Genomic DNA, 26665 nt, shown 5'->3' with positions numbered 1-26665 from the left:
GGCGGCATGGCGTCGAATGATGCGTCATTGCGAGCTGAGCGAAGCAATCCAGGGCGTCCTGGTGCGGCCTTGGATTGCTTCGCTCCGCTCGCAATGACGTTCGACGACCCGTCATGCGGGACTCGTTCCGGCATCCACCCTTCCGCAAGCGCACCAGCCCTTGCTCTTGCGGACGAGTAGACCCCGGAACAGGTCCGGGGTGACGACCGTGAGGCTCTCACGCCCCCGACACACCTTCCGTTAACCATCTTCGCGTACGGCGGCGCGCAACGGAGACCGCCCAAGGTCCCGCCCCGCCCTCCTTCGTCGTTTTCGCGAGCTGGCCATGCCCCTGTCCACCGAACGCGCGCCCACCAAGCGCACGTCTACCGAACGTCCCCGTGCGCCGCACGTCGTCCTCCGCGCGCTCGCGCTGCTCCGTCCCGAGCGCCTCAAAGCCGGCTCGTTGCTCGGCGCGGGCGCGCTGGTCGCGTTCCTGCAGGTCGCCGAGCCGCTGCTGTTCGGCAAGGCGGTCAATGGCCTCACCACTGGCGCGAACCCGATGCACTACGTCGCGCTGTGGTGCGCGATCAGCGTCACGGTCTTCGTCGCTGGCGTCGTGATCGCCTTGCTCGCCGATCGCATGACGCACCGTCGCCGGCTGATCGCAATGTCCTCCTATGTCGAGCATCTGCTCGCGCTGCCGCCCGCCTTCCACACGCAGGCGCGTTCGGGCCGGCTGATGCGGATCATGATCTCGGGCTGCGAGGGGTTGTTCAACCTTTGGCTGCCGCTGCTGCGCGACCAGATCACCAATATCGGCATCCTCGCGCTGCTGCTGCCGATCGCAATGATCACCAACTGGCGGCTCGGGCTGGTGCTGGTGATGCTCATGCTCGTCTATTCGGCGGTCAATCTGGTCGTGATGCGCCACACCGCCACCGGGCAAGCACGCGTCGAGGATCGCTTCACCGATATCTCGGGCAATCTCGGCGACCTGTTCGGCAACGTCACCGTGCTCCAGAGCTTCCTCGCGGTCCCCGGCGAGATGGGCAACGTCCGCCGCTCGCTCCACGATCTGCTCCACGCGCAATATCCGGTGCTCAACTGGTGGGCGGTGTCGGCGGTGCTGACGCGCGGCGCCTCGTCGATCGCAATCGTCTCGGTGTTCGGCTTCGGCGCGGCGCTGATCGCGCGCGGGCTGGCGACGATCGGCGACGTCGTGTCGTTCGTCGGCTTCGCGACGCTGATGATCGCGCGGCTGGAAACGGTCACCGGCTTCATCGTCAACATCGCGCAGCGCCTTCCCGCGCTCCGCCAGTTCTTCGAGGTGCTCGACCAGCAGAGCCACATCACCGAAGCCGCCGACGCCGCGCCGCTCGCGGTCGGGGACGGCCGCGTCACCTTCGAGAACGTCTCGTTCCGCTACCCGACCGGCTCGGGCGCGGTCCATGATCTCGACTTCGAGGTCGCCCCCGGCGAGACGGTCGCCATCGTCGGCCCGACCGGCTCGGGCAAATCGACCGCGCTGGGCCTCTTCCAGCGCGCCTGGGACCCGGAGAAGGGCCGCATCCTCGTCGACGGTCAGGATATCAGCGGCGTCACGCTCGCCTCGCTGCGCGCCGCGACCGGCGTGGTCTTTCAGGAAGCGGGTCTCTTCAACCGCTCGATCGCCGAGAATATTGCGATGGGCAATCCCGACGCCACGATGGAGCAGATCGAGGATGCCGCGCGCATCGCCGGCGCTTATGACTTCATCATGCGCAAGCCCGACGGCTTCGCGACGGCGGTCGGCGATCGCGGCGCCGGGCTCTCGGGCGGCGAGCGGCAGCGGATCGCGATCGCGCGCGCGCTCTTGAAGAACGCCCCGATCCTGCTGCTCGACGAGGCGACCAGCGCGCTCGACGTCGCCACCGAGGCGCGGCTTCAGGAAAGCCTCGAACGGTTGCGACAGGGCCGCACCACCTTCGTCATCGCGCATCGCCTCTCCACCGTGCGCGCCGCGGACCGGATCGTCGTGCTCGATCAGGGGCGGATCGTCGAACAGGGCGGCTTCGACGAGCTGCTCGCCGCCGGCGGCGCGTTCGCGAAGCTGGCGCAGGACGGCGGGCTCAGCACCCCGGCCGCCAACGACGACGCCGGCGCACGCGCCGCCGCTGCCTGACGCGATATTCTTCCTTTCCGGTTCCCGGCCTCCGCCAGGGAATGGTGTGCGACTCAGCATGACGGGCGACGCGACGCCGCGGTCTTGCCTGCTGCGGCGATAGCGATTGGCGACGCGCACCCGCGCCGCTACGCTGCGTGGCGACAGGGGGAAGCACGCGTGGCATCGAATGATTATGCCGTCATCGCCGACGGACTGGTGAAACGATACGGCGATCGGCACGTGGTCGACGGCGTCGATCTCGCGGTGCCGGCGGGCATGATCTACGGCGTGCTTGGCCCCAATGGTGCCGGCAAGACGACGACGCTGCGCATGACGCTCGGCATCATCGAGCCCGATGCGGGCACGCGCACGTTGCTCGGCAGCGAACATCCGCGCGACGTCGGCGACCGCGTCGGCTATCTGCCCGAAGAGCGCGGGCTATACCCGTCGATGAAGGCACGCGAGGCGGTCGCGTTCATGGGCGCGCTGCGCGGGCTCGACTGGCAGACCGGCCGCGCGCGCGCCGCCGAGCTGCTCGAGGCCGCCGGGCTCGGCCATGCGATCGATGAGAAGATCCGCAAGCTGTCGAAGGGGATGGCGCAGCTCGTCCAGTTGCTCGGCGCGGTCGTCCACCGTCCCGACCTGCTGGTGCTCGACGAACCCTTCTCCGGGCTCGATCCGGTCAATCAGGAGCGGCTCGAGGCGCTGATCCTCGCCGAGCGCGATCGCGGCGCGACGATCCTGTTCTCGACCCATGTCATGCAGCACGCGCAACGGCTGTGCGACCGGTTGGCGGTGATCGCCGGCGGGCGACGCCGATTCGAGGGGACGGTCGAAGAGGCGCGCGCCCTGCTCCCGCAACAGGTGCATTACGTTCCCACCCACGCCGACCCGCAACTCGCGACGATGCTCCCGCCGTCCGCCCGCCACGACGCGGAGGGCTGGCGCTTCGCCTTGCCGGAGGAAGGGATCGAGGGGCTGCTTCGCCGGTTGATCGACGCGGGCTATGGCATCAAGGGCCTGTCGATCGAGCGTCCCGGCCTGCACGACGCCTTCGTGCGGATCGTCGGGCAAACCGCTTCGGAGTCGAAGGCATGAGCCCGCTGCGCCGCCAGATCCGCCAGACGCTGACGATCGCCCGCCGCGATTTCACCGCGACGGTCTTCACGCCGATCTTCCTCATCTTCCTGTTCGCGCCGGCCATCATGGGCTCGCTCAGCGTGCTCGGCGGGGTCAGCGCCGCGTCTGTTACGCAAGGCGCGTCCGACAAGGCGCGGCTGGTCGCGATCCTGCCCGCCGCATCGGCGAAGGCGTTGCGCAGCGCCGATGCGCAATTGCGGCCGCTCGTGCGCGGCGACGCGGCACCGCCGCCGCTGGCGCTGCACCCTCCGGTTGAAAACGCGCAGATTGTGTCCCGCGCGATGCTCGATGCGCCCGGCGCCGACGTCAACGCGGTTTTATACGGCACGCTTGCGCAGCCAAGGGTGGTATTTTCGGCCGGAAACCGGAACGACGCCCGCTATCTTGCCACCGTAGCGCGACAGGCCGCGCTGATCGAACGTGCCGGCACCGACGCGCCGACCGTACGGATGGAGGCGGTCAAGACCGCCGCCCCGACGCGCGGCGATCGCAACGCCGCGGCGTTCCTTACAGTGTTCGGTATCTTCTTCCTGACCCTCTTCCTCTCTGGTCAGGTGGTGGGCACGATGGCGGAGGAGCGGAACAACAAAGTGATTGAAATCCTTGCCGCGGCCGTGCCCCTGGAAAGTGTTTTCCTCGGCAAGCTGCTGGGCATGTACGGCGTCGCGCTGCTGTTCGTTGCATTCTGGGGTACGGTGCTAGGCCAGATCGGCGCGCTGCTTCCCGGCGACATCGGCGGCGACCTTGCACAGCTTCATCCGGCGATCGGCCTGGTCCCCTTCGCGCTGCTGTTCGCCGCTTATTTCACCACCGCCTTCCTGCTTTTAGGCTCGGTATTTCTAGGGGTTGGCGCCCAGGCCGGCACAATGCGCGAGGTCCAGATGCTTTCGCTGCCGATCACGATCATCCAGGTCGCGATGTTCGGCCTCGCCTCCGCCGCGGTGTCGCACCCCGGCAGTCTCCTCGCGACCGCGGCCGAACTTTTCCCGCTTTCCTCGCCGTTTGCGATGGCCGGCCGCGCGGCATCGGGCGCGCAATGGTGGCCGCACGTGGCGGCACTCGCCTGGCAGGTGCTGTGGGTGGCGGTGTTCGTCACGATCGGCGCACGGCTGTTCCGCCGCGGCGTGCTGCAATCGGGCAGCGCCAAGCCGGCATGGCGACGGATCTTCGCGCGCGGGTGAGCCGACCGGGTCAAGGCTGCTGTCGCTTTTATGCAACGCCGCGGCAAACTCTTGCCATGCGGCCGCGATCGACTCGCGAGTGTCACGCAACCTTCACATACTCCGGCCATCCGCGCCCCAACGACGAAACCGTCGCGGGTCGCGCTGCGGCAAAAGGGGACATTTTTTCCGATGCGAAACAATCTGTTCGTAGGCGTGGCTGCGGTCGCGCTGGTCATGCCGGCCGCCGCGATGGCGCAAGAAACCACCTCCGCGATCCGCGGCACCGTGACCGCCGATGGCGCCCCGGTCGCAGGCGCTTCTGTAGAAATCCTGAACGCGGCAACGGGCGCGCGCTCGACCGCAACCACCGATGCCAATGGCGTGTTCAATTCGACTGGCCTGCGCGCCGGCGGCCCATACACAGTGTCGGTAAACGCGCCCGGCTATGCCGCATCGCAAGTCACCGACATCAACACGACGGTTGCGCAGACGTTCGATTTGCCGATCAACTTGGCGGCCGAAGGTGCCGGCACTGCCGACATCGTCGTGACCGCCGCCAGCCTGCCGAGCGCCCGTTCGCTGTCGCAGGGTCCGGCAACCGTACTGAACGCAGAGCAAATCGCGAACGTCGCGACGGTGAACCGCGACATCCGCGACCTCGAGCGCCGCGATCCGTTCGCACGCTTGGACGATACGCCGACCGGCGGTCGCGCCGTTTCGTTCGCCGGCCAGAACGCGCGCTTCAGCCGCTTCTCGGTCGACGGCGTGCCGATCACCGACAATTTCGGGCTCAATACCGATGGCTTGCCCAGCCGCCGTTCACCGATCCCGCTCGACGCCATCGGTCAGTTCCAAGCCAAGATCGCACCGTATGACGTGCGCGAAGGCAATTTCACCGGCGGTGCGGTCAATCTGGTGCTCCGTTCGGGTACGAACAAGTTCCAGGGCACCGGCTTCTACGCGCAGCAGACTGACGGGCTGACCGGCAACCGTACAAAGGATTTGCGCGTCACCCTGCCCAAGTACAAGCAGGAGAACTACGGCGCAGAGCTGTCGGGTCCGATCATCAAGGACAAGCTGTTCTTCATGGTCGCCGGTGAGCGGATCCGCGGCGGCTTCCCCCAGCAGCAAGGCCCGACCGACGCCAACGCCGGCATCGCGATCCCGAACCTGAGCTTGGCGCAAGTCAATCAGGTCATTCAGATCGCGCAATCCAACTATGGCTACGATGCCGGCGGCGTCGTCACGGACTCGGGTGACAAGGACGATCGCCTTGTCGGCAAGCTGGACTGGAACATCGCAGACGGACAGCGCTTCGCACTGACCGGCACCTATGCGAAAGACGAAATTAACATCAACTCGTCGAACACCTTCACCACGGCGAGCCCGACGACCGGTCTTAGCCTCGCGTCGAACAACTACATCTCGGGCAACCGCTTGTGGACGGTGGTTGGTCAGCTGAACTCAGACTGGACCGACGAAATTTCGACCGAAGTTCGCGGCTTCTACAAGGACTACGAGCGTCTGGCGCAGCCGCTGCTTGGCCGCGGCTTCGCCCAGTTCCGCGTCTGCGTGGCGCCGACCTCGGATCGCACCGCTGCCGGTGCGGCCAGCAACGCCTCGACCCAGTGCCCGGCCAACTCGTCGATCGTGTCGCTCGGGCCGGACAATTCACGTCAAACCAACGAGTTGACCTCGAATACGTGGGGCGGCTTGTTCCAGCTGCGCTACAACCGCGGTGCGCATGACCTGCGCCTCTTCACCGAAGTGCAGAGCACGCGCGTGTTCAACTCGTTCCTGCAGAACAGCGCCGGCAACTATTACTTCGACTCTCTTGCCGACTTCGCGGCCGGCAACGCGCAGTCGCTCGGCTATGCCAACGCCATTCCGACGCTCAACCCGGATGACGCGGCCGCACGCTTCAACTACCGTCAGTTCACCTTCGGCATTCAGGACAACTGGCGTGTCAGCGACACGTTCGATATCTCCTATGGCGCGCGCTACGATCTGTACGGCGGCCACACCTTCCCGACGATCAACAACAACTTTATCAGCCGCTATGCCAACGGCGCGGTCGTTCGCGGCGAGCAGACGACCATCGGGGCCAACAACGCCTATCTGAACGGGTTGGGCGTGTTCCAGCCGCGCATCGGCTTCAGCTGGCGCCCTGACAGCCGCCTGACTCTGCGCGGCGGCGTCGGCATTTTCGCCGGTGGCGCGCCGGACGTCTACGTCTCGAACAGCTTCTCGAACACCGGCGTGCTGAGCAACTCGGTGTCGATCACGCAGCTGAACAGCGGTGCGTTCAACGGCAATCAGGGAACGTTGCCGGCCGGGGTCGGCGCGGCTGCGCTGCAAGGCGTGAACGGCACGACCATCCCGACGCTGGTCAACAACTACCTGCTGAACGGCACCGTCTCGGCGAATGCCACCACCAACGCGCTCGATCCCAACTTCAAGCTGCCGAGCCAGTGGCGTTCGACGTTGAGCGCCGACTATCGGTTCGACCTGCCGGGCGGCGAGCTGACGATCGGTGCCGATGCGCTGTACATCGGCATCCGCAATCAGGTGTATTTCACCGATCTGCGTTCCACCCCGGTATCGGGCGCCTTCGCGCTCACGCCGGATGGCCGCCAGCGCTATCGCCCAGTCACCACCGTCGCGGCGACCGGCCTGCCAAACTACTCGGACACGCAGTCGGACATCCTGCTGACGAACACCGACAAGGGACGCAGCTGGATCGGCGTCGCGCGCTTCGACGCGCGCTGGGATCTGGGCCTCGCCATCTACGGCAGCTTCACGTACCAGGACGTCAAGGATCAGGCGCCGGCGACCTCGTCAACCGCGGGTTCGAACTACACCAACGGCGCATTTGTCGACCCGAACAACGTAGCCTATGGCGTCTCGAACGATCAGGTGAAGTACCAATTCAAGTACGGCGCCACCTTCGACCACGCGTTCTTCGGCGATTACAAGACGCAGATCGCGCTGTTCGGCGAGACGCGCAGCGGCCGCGTGTTCAGCTACACGTTTAGCGACCAGGTGCCGTCGGGCGTGCGTAGCGCCAACTTCGGCACCATCGGCACGGGCGGCGGGGCAAACCGCTACCTTCTGTACGTGCCAACCTTCGGCGGCGACTCCAAGGTGTCGTACGGCAGCGCGGCGCAGCAGCAGCAGATCGAGGACTATTTCCGCTCGCAGGGTCTGTCCAAGTATCAGGGCAAGATCACGCCGCGCAACGCGTTCCGCTCGCCGTGGTTCACCCGCCTCGACCTGCACCTGGCGCAAGACTTGCCGACCTTCGTCGGCACCTCGCGCATCCAGGCGTTCGCCGACATCGAGAACTTCACCAACTTCCTTAATCGGAAGTGGGGCCAGATCTCGGAGTACGTCTTCCCGTTCAACGTCGCCCCTGTCCGCGTGACCTGCCTCACCGCGGCCGCGGCCACTGGCGCGGCGGGGACGCAGACTGCCAATACCGGACAGGCCTGCGCGCAGTATCGCTACACGCCGGCGCAGACCGACGCGAACGGCAACTTCGTCGCGCCGACGCAGACCGTCTACGGTCGCCAGTCGCTGTACACGATCCGTCTGGGTGTGCGCTTCAGCTTCTGATCGCCCGCACCTGATCGGCCCCGGGTCGCCGTTCCTTCGGGAACGGCGGCCCTTCTTTTTGCGCACGACGCACAGGCGGTGTAGGAAGGGCGCGATGGCGACTTCCGCGACTTCCGTCTCCGCTGCTCCTGCCCCGTCCGCTCATGCCGGCACGCCGGAGCGCCCGCTGTTCGTCCGGCCGTTCTTCGAGAACAAGGCCTCGGCGTTCTGGAAGCTGCAGGCGGTCGGCTGGACCGGCTATCTGGTGCTGCGGCTCGTATCATCGTTGAGCAGCAATGCCTCGTTGCAGGTGATCGGCTCGGTGCTGATCGAGTCGATCATCGGCTATTGCATCACGCTGCTGCTGTCGGTGCTGTACGGGCACTACCGGCAATTGCCGCGCGTCACCGGCATCCTGCTGTCGATCTTCACGCTTGCCGCAGCGACGTTCCTCTATGCGACGCTGTACGCCTTTTCGTTCAGCCTGATCCGGCTCGCGGCACCGGGCGTCGACCTGACGCTGCTGCTCGCCGCGCTGTTCCTCAGCTTCACGACGCTCGCCGGCTGGTCGGCGCTGTATTTCGGAATCAACTTCTACCTGATCCTCGAGGATCAGATCGACCAGATGGAGCATCTGGAGAACCAGGCGTCGTCGGCACAGCTGGCGATGCTGCGCTACCAGCTGAACCCACATTTCCTGTTCAACACGCTCAATTCGATTTCGACGCTGGTGCTGCTGAAACAAACCGAGCGCGCCAATGCGATGTTGAGCCGGCTGTCGTCGTTCCTGCGCTACACGCTGGCCAACGAACCCACCGCGCACGTCACCGTCGCGCAGGAGGTCGAGACGCTGAAACTGTATCTCGAGATCGAGAAGATGCGCTTCGAGGACCGGCTGCGCCCCAAATTCGACATCGATCCGGCGGCGGAAAAGGCCCGCCTCCCTTCGCTGCTGCTTCAGCCGCTCGTTGAGAACGCGATCAAATATGCCGTGACGCCGCAGGAGGATGGCGCCGAAATCTGCGTCACCATTCGGCTCGTCGGTGACAGGGTGCTGCTCGGCGTATCCGACACCGGCCCGGGTTTGATGCCGACGAAATCGCGGCCAAGCCTTTCAACCGGCGTGGGCATCGCCAATATCAGGGAGCGGCTGGCACAGGCCTACGGGCCGGACCACCGCTTCGATGTGCGGGCCATGCCGACGGGCGGGTTCGGGGTCGAGATCGAGATCCCGTACCAGCTCGAAGTACCGAACAGAGAGGTGTGATGAGCATTCGTACCATCCTCGTCGACGACGAGCCGCTTGCGATCCAGGGGCTCGAACTGCGGCTACAGGCGCACGACGACGTCGAGATCATTGCCAAGTGCCAGAACGGCCGCGAGGCGATCAGCGCGATCAAGACCCACAAGCCCGACCTCGTCTTCCTCGATATCCAGATGCCGGGGTTCGATGGTTTTTCCGTGGTGCAGGGACTGATGGACGTCGAGCCGCCGCTGTTCGTGTTCGTGACCGCCTATTCCGACCATGCGATCCGCGCGTTCGAAGCGCAGGCGACCGATTACCTGATGAAGCCGGTCGAGGAGTCGCGGCTGGCCGACACGCTCGACCGCGTGCGCCAGCGGCTGTCCGAGCGGCAGAGCGCCGGCGAGGCCGAGAAGCTGAAGGAGGCGCTGGCGGAGCACGCGCCGGAGGCGGCGGCGGAAATGGCCGATGGCGGCGACGCGGTGAACGCCAGTCGCTTCGAGAAGATGATCAACATCAAGGATCAGGGGCAGATCTTCCGTGTCGATGTCGACACGATCGAGCGGATCGACGCGGCGGGCGATTACATGGTGATCTACACCGGCGACCGAAACCTGATCCTGCGCGAGACGATGAAGGATCTTGAGAAACGGCTGGACCCGCGCCGCTTCCAGCGCATTCACCGCTCGACGATTGTTAACCTCGATCTGGTCAAGCAGGTGAAGCCGCACACCAACGGCGAATGTTTCCTCGTGCTCGATTCGGGCGCGAACGTGAAGGTCAGCCGCAGCTATCGCGACGTGGTGGCGCGCTTCGTCCATTGATCAGGGTTTCCGCCCTCTACCGCTTCGCCCGCTTCGACGACCCGCACGCGCTCCGCAATCCCCTCCTCGCTAGCGCGCGCGCGGCAGGGATCAAGGGCACGTTGCTGCTGGCGGGCGAAGGGATCAACGGCACGATCGCTGGGGCCCCCGACGCGCTCGATGCGGTGATCGCGCATATCCGCACGCTGCCGGGCTGCGCCGATTTGTCGCTCAAGCATAGCTGGGCGGAGGCGATGCCGTTCCACCGGCTGAAGGTAAAGGTGAAGCGCGAGATCGTGACGATGGGCGTGACGGTCGATCCATTGACCGACGCCGGCACCTATGTCGCCCCCGCCGAGTGGAACGCGCTGATCGCCGATCCCGAAACACTGGTGATCGACACGCGCAACGACTATGAGGTGGCCGTGGGCACGTTCGCGGGTGCGATCGATCCGAAGACCGCGGGTTTTGCCGACTTCCCTGACTGGTTCCGCACGCAGCGCGAGACGTTGCTGGCCGGCAAGAAGCGCGTGGCGATGTTCTGCACCGGCGGCATCCGCTGCGAGAAATCGACCGCCTTCCTGAAGGCGGAAGGCGTAGAGCAGGTCCACCACCTCGACGGCGGCATCCTGCGCTATCTGGAGGAAGTGCCGGCCACCGAAAGCACATGGCAAGGCGAATGTTTCGTGTTCGATCAGCGGGTCGCGGTCGGGCACGGACTGGCACCGGGAACGCATCTGCTGTGCTTCGCCTGCCGGATGCCGGTCAGCGCGGCGGATCGCGCCTCGCCCGACTATGTCGAGGGCGTGAGTTGCCCGGCCTGCGTTGCCGAGCGCACCGCCGAGGAACGCGCCGGCTACGCCGAACGCCATCGCCAGCAACGGCTCGCCGCGTCACGCGGCGAGGCCCACGTCGGCCGGGCGTTCGATCCGGATTGATCCGCCGCCGCATCTTTTCATCGGGTGGCGTGTTGCGGACCTTATCCATATCAGTAGCGTTTCCCTTGTGTAACGACATGGCGATACCGGGGGCTTTTGAATGACGATTGATCGACGGCGCGTCGAAAATGGCGGGCTGATCCTGTTCCTGCTGTTGATATCGGTCGGATTGCTACTCGTCGTGTCCGGGTTCCTGGGCGCGCTGCTCTGGGCCGCGCTGGCGGCGCTGTTGTTTCAGCCGATCTTCCAGCGCTTTGCGCAACGCTGGCCCGGAAGGCGCAACATGGCGGCGGCACTGACGTTGCTGGTCATCACCTTCGCTGTCGTGATCCCGGCGATGATCCTCGGCAGCATGATCGTCGATCAGGCCGCGGGCGTCTATGAGCAGATGCGCAGTGGTCAGATCGATTTCGCGCAATATTTTAAACAGATGCATGACGCACTCCCCGGGCGCTTGCAGCAATTGCTCGACAGCGCCGGGCTCAACAGCCTCGAACGTGCCCAGGCGCGCGTCACCGCCACGCTGAGCAGCAGCGCAAGCGTTCTAACCCGTCAGGCACTGTCGATCGGCGCCAATGCCGCGGCCTTCCTGCTGGCGTTCGGCGTTGGGCTGTACGTCACCTTCTTCCTGCTGCGCGACGGCGAGCGGATCGGGCCGGCGATCGTCCGCGCGCTGCCGCTCGAGCGATCGGTCGCCGAGCGGCTGGCGGAGAAGTTCGCGACGGTCGTTCGTGCGACGATCAAGGGATCGGGCGTCGTGGCGCTCGTGCAGGGAGCACTAGGCGCGATCACCTTCTGGATCGTCGGTCTGCCCGCTGCGTTGCTGTGGGGCGTGCTGATGGCGGTGGCCGCGTTGCTGCCCGCGGTCGGGCCGGCCATCATCTGGGGGCCCGTGGCGGCGTACCTGCTGGCGACCGGCGCGATCTGGCAGGCGGTGGTGGTGATCGTCTCGGGCGTGTTCGTCATCGGCCTGGCCGACAACGTCCTGCGCCCGATCCTCGTGGGGCGCGATACCGGATTGCCCGACTGGCTGGTGCTGGTGACGACGCTCGGCGGGATTGACCTTCTGGGGCTAAGCGGGATCGTCGTCGGGCCGGTCGTGGGCGCGCTGTTTCTGACCGGCTGGGCAATGCTGTCCGAGCAGCGTGGGATGGACGAGGCAGTCGACGATGCACCTCCGGAACGCTGAAATCTCCTATTTCATCGCCTCTATCTTCGTCATCGCCGCGGAGACGGAAATCCAGAACATTTGACGTTGCGCCGCTATCGGCAAACCTGCGAGTCTGGTTTTTCCACCTCCGCGGGAATGACGGACGCGGGCGCAATCGGCAACAACCCCTCCCTTCCCCCCTCCCGCGCGATCGGCTACAGGCGCGCGCATGCTCTCTCTTAACGGCATCACCGTGCGGCTTGGCGGCCGCACGATCCTCGACCGCGCCAGCGCCGCGCTGCCGCCGGGCAGCCGCGTCGGACTGATCGGGCGCAACGGCGCGGGCAAGTCGACGATGGTGCGCGTCATCGCCGGGCTGCTGGAACCGGACGAGGGATCGGCCGACATGCCGCGTGGCGCACGCATCGGCTATATCGCGCAGGAGGCGCCGGCGGGTGACTCGACGCCACTGGAGACGGTTCTCGCCGCCGATACCGAGCGCGCCGCGCTGCTGGAGGAAGCCGAGGCGTTCGACGGCACTGGTTGCATGGACCGGCTGGGCGAAGTTCATGACCGGCTGATCGCGATCGACGCCTATTCCGCGCCGTCGCGCGCAGCGCGCATTCTCGTCGGCCTCGGCTTCGACGAAGACGCGCAGAATCAGCCGCTCGACAGCTTCTCGGGCGGCTGGAAGATGCGCGTGGCGCTCGCCGCGCTGCTCTTCTCGCAGCCCGACCTGCTGCTGCTCGACGAACCCAGCAACCACCTCGATCTCGAAGCAGTGATGTGGCTTGAGGATTTCCTCGCAAGCTATCGCGCGACGATCGTCGTGGTCAGCCACGAGCGCGACTTCCTCAACAACGTCGTCGATCACATCCTGCATTTGCAGGGTGGCAAGACGACGCTGTATCCCGGCGGCTATGACGCGTTCGAGCGGCAACGCGCCGAGCGGCTGGCGCAATTGGCGGCGGCGAAGGCCAATCAGGACGCACAACGCGCCAAGCTGCAGGATTATGTCGCGCGCAACTCGGCGCGCGCCTCGACCGCGAAGCAGGCGCAGAGCCGCGCCAAGATGCTCGCCAAGATGCAGCCGATCGCCGAGGCGGTGAACGATCCGACGCTCAGCTTCGACTTCCCGAACCCGACCGAGTTGCGCCCGCCGCTCATCACCCTCGATCACGCCGCGGTCGGCTATGGCGAGACCCCGATCCTGTCGCGGCTTAACCTGCGGATGGACCCCGAGGATCGTATCGCGCTGCTCGGCCGCAACGGCAACGGCAAGACGACGCTGGCGCGGTTGCTCGCAGCGCAGCTGACGCCGCTGGCGGGCGAGATGAACGCGACCGGGAAGATGAAGGTCGGCTACTTCACGCAATATCAGGTCGAGGAACTGGAGGCCGACGACACCCCGCTCGCGCATATGACCCGCGTGATGCCGGGCGCGTCGCCGGCGGCGGTGCGCGGACAGCTCGGGCGGTTCGGCTTCTCGGGCGATCGGGCGACGGCGCGCGTCGGCAGCATGTCGGGCGGTGAGCGCGCGCGGCTGGCGCTGGCGCTGGTCACACGCGAAGCGCCGCATCTGCTGATCCTCGACGAACCGACCAACCACCTTGACGTCGATGCGCGTGAGGCGCTGGTCCAGGCGCTGAACGCCTATACCGGCGCGGTGCTGCTGGTCAGCCACGACCGGCATATGGTGGAGCTGAGCGCCGATCGGCTGGTGCTGGTCGACAATGGCACCGCGAAGGAGTTCGACGGCAGCCTCGACGATTACATCGCGTTCGTGCTCGCGGGTGACGGCAAGGGCGCGGACAAAGCCAAGGGCTCCAAGCAGGACCGCAAGGCCGCAGCCGCAGCGCGCGAGAACGACAAGGCTTTGAAGAAGGAAGCGCGCGACGCCGAGGCGGAACTCGCGAAGCTGACCGCCGAACGCGCCGCGGTGGACCAGGCGATGTTCGATCCGTCAAAGGTGGAGGCAAAACTCGCCAAGCTGACCATGACAGAGCTGATGAAACGCCGTGCCGATCTGAACGACCGGATTGACGCGGCCGAGGCAAGATGGATGGCGGCGAGTGAGGCGCTGGAAGCGGCGTAAAACCGAAAATCACGTCACTCCCGCGCAGGCGGGAACCCAGAACCGCGACCGTCGCGCTTCCACCGACGGACCTGCGCATCTGGATCCCCGTCTCCGCAGGGATGACGGCTGGCGCTGGCGGCTTTACGCCTCGCCCTGATCCGCGCCTTCGCCGTCACTCGCGGCGGCGTTCTCGAAATACGCCTCGACCGGGCCGGTCAGCTTGATCGTCAGCGGGCGGCCATGACGGTCGACCTTCTTGCCGAGCGCAACGCGGACCCAGCCTTCGGACATGCTATATTCCTCGACGTCGCGGCGCTCGACGCCCTTGAAGCGGATGCCGACGCCACGTTGCAAGGCATCCTGGTCGAAGAACGGGCTCGACGGATCGATCGACAGATGGTCGGGAGGAGTATCGCTCATGCCGCGCCCTTGCCGCAAAGCGACGCGCGCGGCCACAAAAAAACGGCGCGAGGTTTGCTCCCCGCGCCGTCGTTCGCATCACCAGCCGTAATAGCCGGGCGCGTCATAGCCGCGATAATAGCCGCGAGGCTCGTAATAGATTCGCGGGGGCGGCGGCGCGTAGTAACGCTCCCGATAATAGACCCGCGGCGGGGGCGAATAATAGGAACGATCGTCGTAGTAATAGCGGCGGTCGTAGCGCCGGTCGTAATAACGATCGCGGTTGCTTGACGCGATCGCCGCGCCGAGCCCCAGTCCGATCACACCGCCGATCAACGCACCCGCGGCGGTGTCGCCGCCCCGATCGCGGTGACGCCAGTAACGCTGCGCCTCCGCGGGCGCGGCACTGGCCAGGGCTGTCGCCATCAGGCCGGTGGCCAAAACGGTCTTCTTCAACGCAGACATAAACCGGACCTCCTGCACTCGCTCGCCTGTTGACTGAACGCATATCTGTGCGAGCCTGTGCCACGCTTATGAACCGCATCGGCTGAACCGGCGCGGAATGCGGCATTCATGCACGGTTTAAGCGAGAAGATGCGTGTCATATTGGCTGCTGAAGACTGAACCCGACAGCTACGGCTGGGCCGATCTCGTCCGCGAAGGTGAAGCCGAATGGACCGGCGTGCGCAACCACACCGCCGCGGCGCATCTTCGCGCGATGGCGGTCGGCGATCTGGCGCTGATCTATCACAGCGGCGCGCAGAAGGCGGCGGTCGGCGTGGCGGAGGTGACTCGTGCGGCGCACGTGGACGGCGCTGTACCGTGGGTGTCGGTCGCCGTGGCGGCCCGCCACCCGCTTCGAACGCCGGTGACACTGGCCGGCATGAAAGCCACCCCGGCGCTTGCCGGGATGGCGATGCTGCGGCAATCGCGGTTGTCGGTCTGCCCGTCGACAGCCGCCGAGTGGGCGGCGATCACCGCGCTGGCCGATCAGATCAGCTGACGCAGCCGCATGGTCGGCCGACGACGCAACGCGTATCCGACCACGCCGAACCCCAGCATCATCATCGCCCACGTCGCCGGCTCCGGCACGGCGGCGCTGAAGCGGACGTTGTCGAGTTCGAGCGAGTTGACGTTCGACGTAAAACGCAACCCGGTCAGTTGCTCGTTGTTGCCCGCGCTGAAGGTCACGAGACGGTTGGTGGTGGCGGCGGTCTGGTTGCCGGTCGCCGAGGCCGGAGCGATCAGGTCCGAGCCGGTGAAGCTCTTCAGCACGCTGCCGCCCAGACCTAGCACCTCCACCTTGTTGCCCGCGTCGATCGACCCGAGATAGACCGAGATGTTACGGAACGCCGAGGCGACCGACGACACGGTCGCGCTGCCGTTCGCAAGGACGTAGAGGTAGATATTGCTGTCGGGCGCGCCGAAAGGATTGGCCGACTTGCCTGCCACGGCCTGCGTGCTGCCGCCGATGACGCTGAAGCCGGCGTCGACCGCCTTGTCGAACGTGGCCTGAGCACCGACTGCCGACGCCGCGAACACGTCCGCCGAGCCATTGACGGTGACGAAGGTGACTGCCGAAGCCGGTGCGGCGGAAAGCATCGCGGAAGCAGCGGCTGCGATGGCAAGAAGCGTCTTCATGGTGATTGTCTCCGGTTACAGATGTTCGTTGGCGTTGAACAAGCTGATCTCACCGCACCGACAAGCCAGCAACTGGTACCGAACTCGGTTAGTTCCTTATTTACTTAACGTTGAACCTGTGAATTATCGATCGCCTGGCGCGCAAATCCGCCAAATTCAGGGTTAAGACGTCACCCTCCGATAAAATGCGGCGTCTCGTTCCGGCACAGGCGCTCCGATGATCGCGCAGGCGGGACACAGCCGGAAATATTCCGTTACTTTCATGATCTGGACACAATCGCCCCCTAGCGGCCGCCACAGGGAGCCGACGCCTGGGTGAGGAAACTGCCGCAGCAGCCGGCGCGCCGACCAGGCATCTTCTCAATGTCTCAAAAGGGGTTCTCATGCATCGTCCGTCGAAATCGATCCTGATCGCCGGCCTGTTCGCCGGTGTCGCGCTGTCCGCCCTGCCCGCTGCCGCACAGACTGGCAGCGCTGCGCCCGCCACGAACGAGGCAGCCCCGGATGCGGCTGACGCCGGACTGGGCGAGGTGGTGGTTACCGCCGAACGCCGTTCGGAGAACCTGCGCCGCGTGCCGGTATCGGTCGCGGTGGTTAACGGTGACGATCTGCGCACCTTCCAAGCGGGTGGCGAGGACGCGTTGGCGCTCGCCGGCCGCGTCCCCGGCCTGTACGCCGAGACGACCACTGGCCGCATCTTCCCGCGATTTTACATTCGCGGGCTCGGCAACATCGATTTCTACCTCGGCGCCTCGCAGCCGGTGTCGATCATCCAGGACGATGTCGTGCTGGAGCATGTCGTCCTGAAGTCGAACCCGGTCTATGACGTCGCGAATGTCGAGGTGCTGCGCGGGCCACAGGGTTCGCTGTTCGGGCGCAACACTACGGCGGGCATCATCAAGTTCGACACGATCCGCCCCGGCCAGATGTGGTCGAGCCGCTTCAACGCCTCGTACGGCACGTACAACACCGCGACCTTCGACGCGGGCGTCGGCGGTCCGATCGTGCAGGACAAGATCGCGGTGCGGCTGTCGGGACTGTACCAGCATCGCGACGACTGGATCGACAACAGCTTTGCCGGTACCGGTGCCGACGGTACGCGCGGTGGCCGCAATGCGCTGGGCGGGTTCGACGAGCGCGACGCGCGCCTCCAGGTGCTGTTCACGCCGACCGAGACGCTGTCGCTGAACCTGTCGGGGCATGTCCGCTCGTACGAGGGTACGTCGACGGTGTTCCATCGCGGCGCGCTGATCCGCGGGCAGAATAACATCAACCTCGAACCGCGCGACCGCATCGCGTTGGATGAAGGCAGCAACAACCCGCAGGCGTACAAGACCTATGGCGGGTCGGCGAACGCGGCGTGGGACTTCGGGGCGGCGACTCTGACCTCGATCACCGCTTATGAAACCACTTCGGGCTACAGCCGGGGCGACACCGATGGCGGCGCGGCGGTCAATTACGGCAACGTCGGCTTCGGGCTGAGCGAGGGCCGCATCCGCGACCTGGACCAGTGGACGCAGGAGCTTCGGCTGGCGAGCAACGGCGACGGCGCGTTCAAGTGGCAGTTCGGCGGCTTCTATTTCGACAGCCGCGACGTGACCGAATTCTACCAGCGCGGCTATTTTCTGCTGCCCGGCCAATCGGCGCGCAACCCGAACAATTGGGTGCGGCTGCGCAACGTGAATACCAGCTGGGCGGTGTTCGGGCAGGCGAGCTATCGCCTTGCCGAGCGCCTGACGCTGACGGCCGGCGCGCGCTATACCGAGGACGACAAGCAGACGCGGCTGGTCCGCGCCGGGCGCAACGCGGCGGGCACTGCCGAGACCTTCCCCGCCACCGGGCGCGAGGTGAAGCTGACCGGCAAGGAGCCGAGCTGGGATCTGTCGGCGCTGTACGAGATCGATCCGACCGCCAGCGTCTATGCCCGCGTCGCGCGCGGTTTCCGCGGTCCGACGATCCAGGGCCGCTCGGCGGTGTTCAACACGCCGTTCTCGACCGCGGACTCGGAGACGATCATGTCGTACGAGGCGGGCGTGAAGACGCAGCCGACCTCGAAGCTGCGCCTCAACGCCACCGCCTTCACCTACCGGGTCAACGACATCCAGCTGAACGGCAATGACGCCAACGGCAACGGGACGTTGTTCAACGCCGATCACGCCAACGCTTACGGCGTCGAGGCGGAGCTGGACTGGCGACCGATCCGCAACATCACCTTCTCGCTGGGCGGCAGCGCGATCCACACCGAAATCAAGGACAAGAGCGTCTTCGCGCAGGTGTGTCAGTTCGGCGCCAACGTGACGTGCACGGTGCTGAACCAGACCAAACCCGCGACGATCTTCGGCCAGCCCGCCACGCTGGCGCAGATCGACGGCAACCCGCTGCCCAACGCGCCGCGCTGGCAGGTCGACGCGGCGGTCCGCTACGACATTCCGCTGTCGGATCGCGGCAACTTCTTCGTGGCCAGCGACGTCAACATGCAGGGTTATACGAACCTCGTCCTGTACAAGACCCGCGAATTCTTCGCGAGCGACAATCTGGAGCTGGGGCTGAAGGCCGGCTTCACCACAGCCGATGGCCGGTATGAGATCGCAGCGTTCGCTCGCAACATCACCAACGAGAAGAACCTGAAGGGCGTGATTGAGAATTACAACGCGGCGGTGTTCAACGAGCCGCGGATCGTCGGCATCTCGCTGAGCGGCAAGTTCGACTGAGTTGGTACTTGGGGAGGTTTCGGCCTCCCCTTTTTCCTTCTCGATCATTTCCGGGCTTCAGAACCTTCGCTTCTATCGAGATGCCCGCGCGTCTGGATTCCCGCCTGCGCGGGAATGACGGAGGGCGAGATCACGCAATCGTCTCGATCCAGTCGGGCAACTCCGCCAGCCGCGCCAGCTGGCGAAAGCGTGGATGGTCGGCCGGGGCGGTCGCCACTTCGTGCGCCCATGCCAGCGGCTGCGGGATGTACGCGCCCCATGCGCCCGCCTCGAGCGCGGGCAAGACGTCCGAGCGCATCGAATCGCCCGCCATCACCGCCCGGTCGGGCGCGCAGCCGTAGCGGTGGAAGACGCGCACGAACGTCTCGGCGCGCTTGTCGCTGACGATCTCCACGCCGGTGAAGAGCTGCCCGAGCCCGGAGGCGGCGAGCTTCACTTCCTGATGGAGCAGGTCGCCCTTGGTCACCAGCACCAGCCGCCCCATCCCCGCCAGCCGATCGAGTGTATCGCCGATCCCGTCGAGCAACTCGACCGGGTGCGCTAGCAACTCGCGGCCGATCGCGAGGATGCGCCGCACACTCGTCGCGGGCAGATCGTCGCCCGCCAGATCGAGCGCGGTTTCGATCATCGAAAGCGTAAAGCTCTTCGCGCCATAGCCATAGTGCCGCAGGTTGCGGATCTCGATCGCCTGCATTTGTGCGCGCGCCGCGGCATCGTCCGCGTAGGGCGCGACCAGATCGGCGAACGCCTGCTCGGCGGCGGCGAAGAAGCGCATATTGTGCCACAGGGTGTCGTCGGCATCGAGGCAGATGAGATCGATCGGCATGGGGGCGCTCCTACCGTCGTCAGCGTTCACGCACCAGCCGCGTGCCGTCGAAGGACAGCTCGACCTTGATCGCCGTGCCGTTCGTGAAGGCATAGTCCAGCTCGGGTGCCCACTCCGTCTCGCGCGGCGGAAGGGCGAGGTGGTCATCGCCAGCGCGTTGACCTCCATCCCTCTTCCGCGCTCCGAGCAGGCGCATCTGTCGAAAATCATCGGCTGCGGGATCACCGGGTAAGCGGGCTGCGCCGCGGCACCAGTGGCGGCGCGGAGCATGGCGGCCAGCAGGGTCGTGGCCGTAGCGACGCGCATCATAGACACCGTGTGAAGAGAGCCGCCGCCCTATCCGCCTGCCGGGAACCGGGTGTGGACAGCGGGTAGCGTTGCGGTTGCTTTCCAGTGGGTTGCCCGCGCGAATGTTGCGAATGTTGAGACGCTGGCGGGCTGTTTGCGCAGGTCGCGGCGGGGCGGCGGCGGGAATGGTCGCGCGGGGCTGGTGAGGTGCCGGGCATCGGCGGAAAATACCATGCGAATACGGACGTAGGACAGGCATGAGGCGGACCATCCCGGCTATGACGATCCGTTCGTCTACTCACCGTCGCCCCTGCGCAGGCAGGGGCCTATGGCTGTCGCGTCGCGTGGAGCGGCTGACACAGACGCGATGCCGGTGCGTCGACGTCATCTATGCACGACACAGACATGGGCCCCTGCCTGCGCAGGGGCGACGGTGTAAGTGGCCCAGGTCCGTCTTGGTCCCGAAGTGGTCGTAATGATGCCACGTCGCGCGAAGATGCCGACCCGTCAGCGACGGGGGCGAAGATGCGAAGGACTTTGTGGACGACCATCGTCATCGGCGGGCTGCTGCTGACGGGCAACGCCTATCAACAGGTCGCCGAACGGATCGACGCGGCGCGCTATCCGGCGCCCGGACGGATGATCTCGGTCGGTGACCACCGGCTGCACCTTTGGTGTGCCGGGCGCGGCGCACCGACCGTGTTGCTACTGTCGGGCGACGGCACGCCATCGGTGACGATGTACGCAGCGCAACGCCGGATCGCGGCCTTCACGCGCGTGTGCAGCTACGATCGCGCAGGATTGGGATGGAGCGACCCGCCGTCGCACGCGCTGGGCCTTGGCGATCAGGTGGACGATCTCGATCGCCTGCTAAGCCGGGCCGGCATCGCGACGCCGCTGGTGCTGGTGCCGGAATCAGGCGGCAACGTGATCGCCCTATCCTATTTAGATCGCGCGCCGCGACAGGTGGCGGGCATGGTGATGGTCGACGGATCGGAGCCGGCGCTGTGGTTTCGCGGCAGCCCGGACGAATTCGCGATGCTTCGGCTCACCGACCCGTTGTGGCAGGCCGGCTGGCGGCTCGGCATCGTGCGATCGATCCTGCCCTATGCGGTGCCGTCATGGGTCGAGGATTTGCCACCCGACCTGCGCGGGCAGTTCGATGCGGTCTGGTCGCGTGCGATGCCGGGACAGGCGCGCGATCCGATCGACCGCTGGGAGCGGACGCCAGTCGCGGAACGGCCGCAGGCGAGTGCGGGAATGCTGAGAGACCGGCCGCTGATCGTGATCCGGCACGGCGTGGCTGGCGGCATGGGGGTGCCGGAGAAATACGAAGCCGAATGGCCGGCGGCGCAGGCCCGGCTCGCGCGTCTGTCGCGGGTCGGCGAGATGGTGGTGGCGACGCGCAACCATCACCCGATCGCCGAGGAAAATCCGCCGCTGGTGAGCGAGTAGGTGCGCAAGGTGGTGATGCGGGTGCGGTCGGAAAAATGAGAACGGCCACCTCCAATGGGAAGGTGGCCGTTCTCATCTCTCAACGACCCCGCCACGGGCGAAGCCCGTGTCGTCGGACGGCGCTGTAGCGCCGCCGGCCGGGCGCGGCTTGGGCGCGCGGGCAGCTTGCTGCCCGCGTCGCCGCCGCGCCTTACGCCGCCTTCGCGCGGCTCGCGCGCTTGCGCTCGTTCGGATCGAGGTAGCGCTTGCGCAGACGGATCGACTTCGGGGTCACTTCGACCATCTCGTCGTCGTCGATATAGGCGATCGCCTGTTCCAGCGTCATCTTCTTCGGCGGGGTAAGGCGGATGGCATCGTCCTTGCCGCCCGACGCACGGAAGTTGGTCAGCTGCTTCGCCTTCATCGGATTGACCTCGAGGTCATCCGTCTTGGCGTTCTCGCCGATGATCATGCCTTCGTACAGCGCCTCGCCGTGACCGACGAACAGGATGCCGCGATCCTCGAGCGGGCCGAGCGCATAACCCTGCGCCTCGCCGGCGCCGTTCGAGATCAGCACGCCGTTCTTGCGGCCCTCGATATTGCCCTTGTGCGGGCCGTACTTCTCGAACAGCCGGTTCATGATGCCGGTGCCGCGCGTGTCCGACAGGAACTCGCCGTGATAGCCGATCATCCCGCGCGACGGGGCCGAGAAGGTGATGCGCGTCTTGCCGCCGGTCGACGGACGCATGTCGGTCATCTCGGCCTTGCGGAGGTTCATCTTCTCGACGACCGTTCCCGAATGCTCCTCGTCGACGTCGATGATGACGGTTTCGTACGGCTCGGTCTTCTTGCCGTCCTCGTCCTCGGCGAACAGCACGCGCGGGCGGCTGATCCCCAGCTCGAAGCCCTCGCGGCGCATCGTCTCGATCAGCACGCCGAGCTGAAGCTCGCCGCGTCCGGCGACCTCGAAGCTGTCGCGGTCGGCGGCCTCGGTCACCTTGATCGCGACGTTGGTCTCGGCTTCGCGCATCAGGCGGTCGCGGATCATGCGGCTGGTCACCTTGCTGCCCTCACGCCCCGCCATCGGCGAGTCGTTGACCGCAAAGCGCATCGACAGCGTCGGCGGATCGATCGGCTGCGCCTGGATCGGCACGCTGACCGAGGTGTCGCAAATCGTGTTGGCGACGGTCGCGACCGCCAGCCCGGCGAGCGAGATGATGTCGCCCGCGCGCGCCTCTTCGACCGGCACGCGCTCCAGCCCGCGGAAGCTCATCAGCTTCGACGCGCGGCCGGTTTCGATCACATTGCCCTGATTGTCGAGCGCGTGGATCGGCTGGTTCAGCTTCACCACGCCCGACTGGACGCGCCCGGTGAGGATACGGCCGAGGAAGTTGTCACGGTCGAGCAGCGTGACGAGGAACGTGAACGGCGCGTCCTGATCGAGCGACGGCGGCGGAACGTGATCGACGATCTTCTGGAACAGCGGGGTCAGCGTGCCTTCGCGACGGTCCATGTCCTCCGAGGCATAGCCGTTGCGGCCCGACGCGTAGAGCACCGGGAAGTCGAGCTGCTCGTCGGTCGCCTCCAGCGCGACGAACAGGTCGAACACCTCGTCGAGCACCTCCTGGATGCGCGCGTCCGAGCGGTCGACCTTGTTGACGACGACGATCGGGCGCAGCCCCAGCGCCAGCGCCTTGCCGGTGACGAACTTGGTCTGCGGCATCGCGCCCTCGGCGGCGTCGACCAGCAGGATCACGCCGTCGACCATGCTCAGGATCCGCTCCACTTCGCCGCCGAAGTCGGCGTGGCCCGGCGTATCGACGATGTTGATGCGCGTGCCTTCCCACTCGATCGAGGTCGGCTTGGCGAGAATGGTGATCCCGCGCTCCTTTTCGAGGTCGTTGGAATCCATCGCGCGTTCCTCGACACGCTGATTGTCGCGGAACGTGCCGGACTGACGGAACAACTGATCGACGAGGGTGGTCTTGCCATGATCGACGTGCGCGATGATGGCGATATTGCGCAGGTTCATACGGGTTCCTGAGGGTGGCCCGCTTGTCCGCAGGCAGTTTCGCCGCGGCGCATAGCGGAAAGTTCCGTCGGATGCCAGTGCCTCGACAGCGGCCTCATGGCGTATTACATGAACAACACAGTTGAAAGCTGGCTGCGGACGAAGGACAATGGCCGCGCAAGAGAAGGATGACTTGGACGATGGCGACAGCTCCGAACGACGCGACCGAGCCGACGCTGGTGCTCACCCCGCCCGATCCCGTCCCGCCGGTGCGCGCTGAAAAGGCCGCCGGGCTGGTGCCGGTCGACGACACCAAGCGCAGTGAGCTTGAACGGCGCGTCGATGCGTTCGTCGAGCAGCTGATTGCCGAGGACGTCAACAGCCCCGAGTTCGGCAAGCGCGTCGATGCGATCACCGCAATGGGGCAGAAGGAGATCCGCGACGCCGCCGGCCAGTCGAACCGCTTCCTCGATCGCCCGGTGCGCGCGATGGATCAGGAAACGGGCGTCGGCAAGGACCTGGCCGAGCTGCGCCGCGTCGTCGAGGATCTCGATCCGGGCAAGAAGGGCAAGCTGACCACCCCACAGAAACTGTTCGGGGTGATCCCGTTCGGCAACAAGGTCCGCAATTATTTCGACGGCTACAAGTCCGCGCAGACGCATATCGCGTCGATCCTGAAGAGTCTGGGCAGCGGCAAGGACGAACTGCTGATGGACAATGCCGCGATCGATACCGAGCGCGCGAACCTTTGGACCGCAATGGGGCGGCTGGAACAGATGATCCATCTGTCGCGGACGATGGACGCGCGACTGGAGGACAAGGCCAACGAGCTGGATCATACCGATCCCGCCAAGGCCAAGGCGATTCGCGAGAGCGCGCTGTTCTACGCCCGGCAGCGGACGCAAGATTTGCTGACGCAGATGGCGGTGACGGTGCAGGGTTATCTGGCGCTCGATCTGGTCAAGAAGAACAATGTCGAGCTGATCAAGGGCGTCGACCGCGCCAGCACGACCACCGTCGCTGCGCTGCGCACCGCCGTCACCGTCGCGCAGGCGCTGACCAACCAGAAACTGGTGCTGGAGCAGATCACGCAGCTCAACACCACCACTGCCGGGCTGATCGATTCGACCGGCAACCTGCTGCGCCAGAACACCGCCCGCATCCACGAACAGGCCGCTGCCTCGACGATCCCGCTGGAGACGCTGCAACGCGCGTTCCAGAACATCTATGACACGATGGACGCGATCGACACGTTCAAGCTGAAGGCGCTCGACACGATGAAGGTGACGGTCGACACGCTCGGCAACGAGGTCGAGAAGTCGCGCGGCTATATCGCCCGCGCCGAGGGCGCGACCCAGAACCGCGTCGCGGGCGGGGCGGAGCAGTTCAAGCTGGAGTCGCTGTGACGGACGTCGACGACGCGGTCGCGGTCGCGCAGATCGCACGCGAGCGGCGGCGCGGCGGCGCGGTGGTCCCGCTCCAGCGCCGCCCGCGCCGCGGGCGCGGCGGGCGGCGCAAGCGCGCCGCGGCGGTGGTGATCGGCGCGGGCGTGATCGTGACGGTCGCGACGTTGATGGGGCTGGGCGCGTTCGGGATGGTCGCGGTCGCAGCGCTGATCGTGGCGCTGACGCTGCTGGTGCTGTTCGCCCCCGCCACCCCGGTGCCGACGCCGGAGCGGATCGTGAAGTCCGAGCTGAAGGCGGTGCCGGCGCAGGCGGCGCGGTGGCTCGATGCGCGTCGGGCAGCGCTGCCGGCGCCGGCGCACGAGGTGCTTCACCAGCTCGACGTGCGGCTCGACACGCTGGGCGTGCAGGTCGCGACGCTCGACGAGGACAGCCCGATGGCCGCGGAGCTGCGGCGGCTGGTCGGCGAGCAATTGCCGAGCTTCGTCGCGGACTATACGCGCGTGCCGCCGGCGATGCGCAACAGCCCGCGCAACGGCATGACCCCCGACCAGCAACTGGTCGAGGGGCTAGGCGTCATAGAACGCGAACTCGCCGAGATCAGCGCGCGGTTGGCGCAAGGCGATCTCGACGCGCTGGAGACGAAGCGGCGGTATTTGCAGGTCAAATACGAGGAAGGTGCGCCGCCCGCCGGGTGAGCGACGGTTAACGGGCGAGATCGTCGCGCACCGCGTAGCTGTTGAGTTCAAGCGGGTTGAGCACGCGGTCAGGATGCACCGGCACCAGGTTCACGAAGCTGAACCCGGCGTCGAGGATCGCGGCGATGCTGTCGAGCATCGAGGGACTGTCCTTGTAGAGCCGGCGGATCGCGATCTCGCTCGAGAGGCCGACGAACTTCGCGATTCCGGCACCCGCGCCGCGCAGCACCTCCAGATCATAGCCCTGCGTATCCATTTTCAGGAACGGCCGCGCGAACCCGTATTGCGTGGTCAGTTCGTTGAACAGACCATCGATCCGCGCGACGGGCACCTCCACCACGCGCTCGACCTGATTGTCGTCGGACAGCGAGGCGTCCTCCTCCGCGCTTGGGGTGCGGAACGAGGAGAAGACGTCGATCTTCATGACGTTCATCGGCAGGGTGCCGTCGACCTGCCCCAGCGCCATGTTGAAGGTATGCCAGTTGCCATCACGCCGCGCGGTGGCCTCCAGTTCCTTGTACGGCGTAATGCCGGGTTCGAATGACAGGATCAGCCCGCGATAGCCGGCACGACGCAGGAACTCGCCATGTTGGCCGCGGTTGGCGCCGACGTCGAACACGCAATCGACCTCCAGCGCCGACAATAGCTGGCCGACGAAGCGCTTCTCGATCCAGTCGCCGGTTCCGTCGCTCCGGAAGATCTCGAGCCCGAGCCGATCACCTACCGCGTCGACAATCTTCCGCTGCAATGACATGATTTCCCCCGTCTCGCCGCCAGTCAATCGGCCGCGCGCGGGATGACAGAAGCGGGCGGCGTCATGCAAGCCCTTGTGCGCCGCGACGCGTCGCGAGCAGGCAACAGTGCGAAGGTGGTGGGCGCTGACGGGTTCGAACCGCCGACCTACTCGGTGTAAACGAGCCGCTCTACCAGCTGAGCTAAGCGCCCGGCGCAAGGCGATCATCAGGATCGCCGCCGTACCGCCTCTCTACACGCGCCGGTCCGCGGATCAAGAGGCGGCGGC

Annotated in this window: 21 protein-coding genes and 1 tRNA gene; 14 read left to right on the top strand and 8 right to left on the bottom strand. The window is 66.1% G+C overall.

Annotated elements, in window-relative coordinates:
- The first annotated feature begins 325 nt into the window (after positions 1-325).
- The 9 genes from AADI75_RS09880 to AADI75_RS09840 all read left to right on the top strand — a co-directional run bounded on the left by AADI75_RS09880 (position 326) and on the right by AADI75_RS09840 (position 14251).
- Positions 326-2143: an ATP-binding cassette domain-containing protein gene (locus AADI75_RS09880; RefSeq protein ID WP_341208861.1), complete on the top strand. Its 1818-nt coding sequence runs from the start codon at positions 326-328 to the stop codon at positions 2141-2143.
- Positions 2144-2302: 159 nt separating this feature from the next.
- Positions 2303-3223, top strand: coding sequence for an ATP-binding cassette domain-containing protein (locus AADI75_RS09875; protein ID WP_341208860.1), 921 nt, complete (start codon positions 2303-2305; stop codon positions 3221-3223).
- Entirely contained in the window at positions 3220-4446 is a 1227-nt protein-coding gene (locus AADI75_RS09870; protein ID WP_341208859.1) for an ABC transporter permease, read from the top strand. Before AADI75_RS09875 ends, AADI75_RS09870 begins: the two co-directional genes overlap by 4 nt.
- 30 nt (positions 4447-4476) lie before the next feature.
- Positions 4477-8043: a TonB-dependent receptor gene (locus tag AADI75_RS09865; protein WP_341208858.1), complete on the top strand. Its 3567-nt coding sequence runs from the start codon at positions 4477-4479 to the stop codon at positions 8041-8043.
- Between the two features lie 94 nt (positions 8044-8137).
- On the top strand, positions 8138-9289 hold the full coding sequence (locus AADI75_RS09860) for a histidine kinase (protein WP_341208857.1): 1152 nt from the start codon (positions 8138-8140) through the stop codon (positions 9287-9289).
- On the top strand, positions 9289-10089 hold the full coding sequence (locus tag AADI75_RS09855) for a LytTR family DNA-binding domain-containing protein (protein WP_028965573.1): 801 nt from the start codon (positions 9289-9291) through the stop codon (positions 10087-10089). Before AADI75_RS09860 ends, AADI75_RS09855 begins: the two co-directional genes overlap by 1 nt.
- Positions 10086-11006 carry a rhodanese-related sulfurtransferase gene (locus tag AADI75_RS09850; protein ID WP_341208856.1) on the top strand — a complete coding sequence of 307 codons (921 nt, stop codon included), beginning with the start codon at positions 10086-10088 and terminating at the stop codon, positions 11004-11006. The genes AADI75_RS09855 and AADI75_RS09850 overlap by 4 nt, the downstream gene beginning before the upstream one ends.
- Before the next feature lie 100 nt (positions 11007-11106).
- A complete protein-coding gene (locus AADI75_RS09845; RefSeq protein WP_341208855.1) occupies positions 11107-12195 on the top strand; it encodes an AI-2E family transporter in 1089 nt (362 codons plus the stop codon).
- A gap of 190 nt (positions 12196-12385) precedes the next feature.
- Positions 12386-14251, top strand: a complete 1866-nt coding sequence (locus tag AADI75_RS09840; RefSeq protein ID WP_341208854.1) for an ABC-F family ATP-binding cassette domain-containing protein — start codon at positions 12386-12388, stop codon at positions 14249-14251.
- Between the two features lie 123 nt (positions 14252-14374).
- Here AADI75_RS09840 and AADI75_RS09835 read toward each other — a convergent pair whose 3' ends face one another.
- Both AADI75_RS09835 and AADI75_RS09830 read right to left on the bottom strand, forming a co-directional pair.
- Positions 14375-14653 carry a DUF3297 family protein gene (locus tag AADI75_RS09835; RefSeq protein WP_341208853.1) on the bottom strand — a complete coding sequence of 93 codons (279 nt, stop codon included), beginning with the start codon at positions 14651-14653 and terminating at the stop codon, positions 14375-14377.
- Between the two features lie 78 nt (positions 14654-14731).
- Positions 14732-15058 (bottom strand): hypothetical protein, encoded by a 327-nt coding sequence (locus AADI75_RS09830; RefSeq protein ID WP_341208852.1) that lies wholly within the window; start codon positions 15056-15058, stop codon positions 14732-14734.
- 172 nt (positions 15059-15230) lie between these two features.
- Here AADI75_RS09830 and AADI75_RS09825 point away from each other — a divergent pair, with 172 nt between their 5' ends.
- Entirely contained in the window at positions 15231-15635 is a 405-nt protein-coding gene (locus AADI75_RS09825; protein WP_341208851.1) for an EVE domain-containing protein, read from the top strand.
- Here the strand turns inward: AADI75_RS09825 and AADI75_RS09820 are convergent.
- A complete protein-coding gene (locus AADI75_RS09820) occupies positions 15623-16273 on the bottom strand; it encodes a PEPxxWA-CTERM sorting domain-containing protein (RefSeq protein ID WP_341208850.1) in 651 nt (216 codons plus the stop codon). The genes AADI75_RS09825 and AADI75_RS09820 overlap by 13 nt on opposite strands.
- A 383-nt stretch (positions 16274-16656) precedes the next feature.
- Between AADI75_RS09820 and AADI75_RS09815 the strand changes: the two genes are divergently transcribed.
- Positions 16657-18984 carry a TonB-dependent receptor gene (locus AADI75_RS09815; protein ID WP_341208849.1) on the top strand — a complete coding sequence of 776 codons (2328 nt, stop codon included), beginning with the start codon at positions 16657-16659 and terminating at the stop codon, positions 18982-18984.
- A 130-nt stretch (positions 18985-19114) separates the two neighbouring features.
- On the opposite strand, the gene AADI75_RS09810 is transcribed toward AADI75_RS09815, so the two are convergent.
- A complete protein-coding gene (locus AADI75_RS09810; RefSeq protein ID WP_341208848.1) occupies positions 19115-19810 on the bottom strand; it encodes an HAD family hydrolase in 696 nt (231 codons plus the stop codon).
- A 19-nt stretch (positions 19811-19829) separates the two neighbouring features.
- Positions 19830-20006, bottom strand: a complete 177-nt coding sequence (locus tag AADI75_RS09805; protein WP_341208847.1) for a hypothetical protein — start codon at positions 20004-20006, stop codon at positions 19830-19832.
- Between the two features lie 617 nt (positions 20007-20623).
- Here AADI75_RS09805 and AADI75_RS09800 point away from each other — a divergent pair.
- On the top strand, positions 20624-21553 hold the full coding sequence (locus AADI75_RS09800; protein WP_341208846.1) for an alpha/beta hydrolase: 930 nt from the start codon (positions 20624-20626) through the stop codon (positions 21551-21553).
- A 190-nt stretch (positions 21554-21743) separates the two neighbouring features.
- Here the strand turns inward: AADI75_RS09800 and typA are convergent, their stop codons facing one another.
- Complete coding sequence (typA, locus tag AADI75_RS09795; protein WP_341208845.1) at positions 21744-23564, bottom strand: translational GTPase TypA; 1821 nt, start codon at positions 23562-23564, stop codon at positions 21744-21746.
- 179 nt (positions 23565-23743) lie between these two features.
- Here typA and AADI75_RS09790 point away from each other — a divergent pair, with 179 nt between their 5' ends.
- Positions 23744-24949, top strand: a complete 1206-nt coding sequence (locus AADI75_RS09790; RefSeq protein WP_341208844.1) for a toxic anion resistance protein — start codon at positions 23744-23746, stop codon at positions 24947-24949.
- The gene (locus tag AADI75_RS09785; protein ID WP_341208843.1) at positions 24946-25644 is read left to right on the top strand and encodes a hypothetical protein; all 699 of its coding nucleotides are present in this window, start codon (positions 24946-24948) and stop codon (positions 25642-25644) included. Before AADI75_RS09790 ends, AADI75_RS09785 begins: the two co-directional genes overlap by 4 nt.
- Before the next feature lie 7 nt (positions 25645-25651).
- On the opposite strand, the gene AADI75_RS09780 is transcribed toward AADI75_RS09785, so the two are convergent.
- Together AADI75_RS09780 and AADI75_RS09775 are read right to left on the bottom strand one after the other, a co-directional pair.
- Positions 25652-26398, bottom strand: coding sequence for an FkbM family methyltransferase (locus AADI75_RS09780; RefSeq protein ID WP_341208842.1), 747 nt, complete (start codon positions 26396-26398; stop codon positions 25652-25654).
- Between the two features lie 115 nt (positions 26399-26513).
- A tRNA-Val gene (locus tag AADI75_RS09775) sits at positions 26514-26589 on the bottom strand.
- Between the last annotated feature and the right edge of the window lie 76 nt (positions 26590-26665).

The organism is uncultured Sphingomonas sp. (assembly GCF_964021865.1).
Lineage (GTDB): Bacteria > Pseudomonadota > Alphaproteobacteria > Sphingomonadales > Sphingomonadaceae > Sphingomonas.
This window is presented reverse-complemented; position numbering and strand designations above follow the sequence as displayed.

Excerpts from the sequence above, each read along its gene's own strand:
- AADI75_RS09880 (WP_341208861.1), top strand. The coding sequence starts at position 326 with ATGCCCCTGTCCACCGAACGCGCGCCCACCAAGCGCACGTCTACCGAA.
- AADI75_RS09870 (WP_341208859.1), top strand. The coding sequence starts at position 3,220 with ATGAGCCCGCTGCGCCGCCAGATCCGCCAGACGCTGACGATCGCCCGC.
- AADI75_RS09865 (WP_341208858.1), top strand. The coding sequence starts at position 4,477 with ATGCAACGCCGCGGCAAACTCTTGCCATGCGGCCGCGATCGACTCGCG.
- AADI75_RS09860 (WP_341208857.1), top strand. The coding sequence starts at position 8,138 with ATGGCGACTTCCGCGACTTCCGTCTCCGCTGCTCCTGCCCCGTCCGCT.
- AADI75_RS09855 (WP_028965573.1), top strand. The coding sequence starts at position 9,289 with ATGAGCATTCGTACCATCCTCGTCGACGACGAGCCGCTTGCGATCCAG.
- AADI75_RS09845 (WP_341208855.1), top strand. The coding sequence starts at position 11,107 with ATGACGATTGATCGACGGCGCGTCGAAAATGGCGGGCTGATCCTGTTC.
- AADI75_RS09840 (WP_341208854.1), top strand. The coding sequence starts at position 12,386 with ATGCTCTCTCTTAACGGCATCACCGTGCGGCTTGGCGGCCGCACGATC.
- AADI75_RS09835 (WP_341208853.1), bottom strand. The coding sequence starts at position 14,653 with ATGAGCGATACTCCTCCCGACCATCTGTCGATCGATCCGTCGAGCCCG.
- AADI75_RS09830 (WP_341208852.1), bottom strand. The coding sequence starts at position 15,058 with ATGGCGACAGCCCTGGCCAGTGCCGCGCCCGCGGAGGCGCAGCGTTAC.
- AADI75_RS09820 (WP_341208850.1), bottom strand. The coding sequence starts at position 16,273 with ATGAAGACGCTTCTTGCCATCGCAGCCGCTGCTTCCGCGATGCTTTCC.
- AADI75_RS09815 (WP_341208849.1), top strand. The coding sequence starts at position 16,657 with ATGCATCGTCCGTCGAAATCGATCCTGATCGCCGGCCTGTTCGCCGGT.
- AADI75_RS09810 (WP_341208848.1), bottom strand. The coding sequence starts at position 19,810 with ATGCCGATCGATCTCATCTGCCTCGATGCCGACGACACCCTGTGGCAC.
- AADI75_RS09805 (WP_341208847.1), bottom strand. The coding sequence starts at position 20,006 with ATGCGCCTGCTCGGAGCGCGGAAGAGGGATGGAGGTCAACGCGCTGGC.
- AADI75_RS09800 (WP_341208846.1), top strand. The coding sequence starts at position 20,624 with ATGCGAAGGACTTTGTGGACGACCATCGTCATCGGCGGGCTGCTGCTG.
- typA (WP_341208845.1), bottom strand. The coding sequence starts at position 23,564 with ATGAACCTGCGCAATATCGCCATCATCGCGCACGTCGATCATGGCAAG.
- AADI75_RS09790 (WP_341208844.1), top strand. The coding sequence starts at position 23,744 with ATGGCGACAGCTCCGAACGACGCGACCGAGCCGACGCTGGTGCTCACC.
- AADI75_RS09780 (WP_341208842.1), bottom strand. The coding sequence starts at position 26,398 with ATGTCATTGCAGCGGAAGATTGTCGACGCGGTAGGTGATCGGCTCGGG.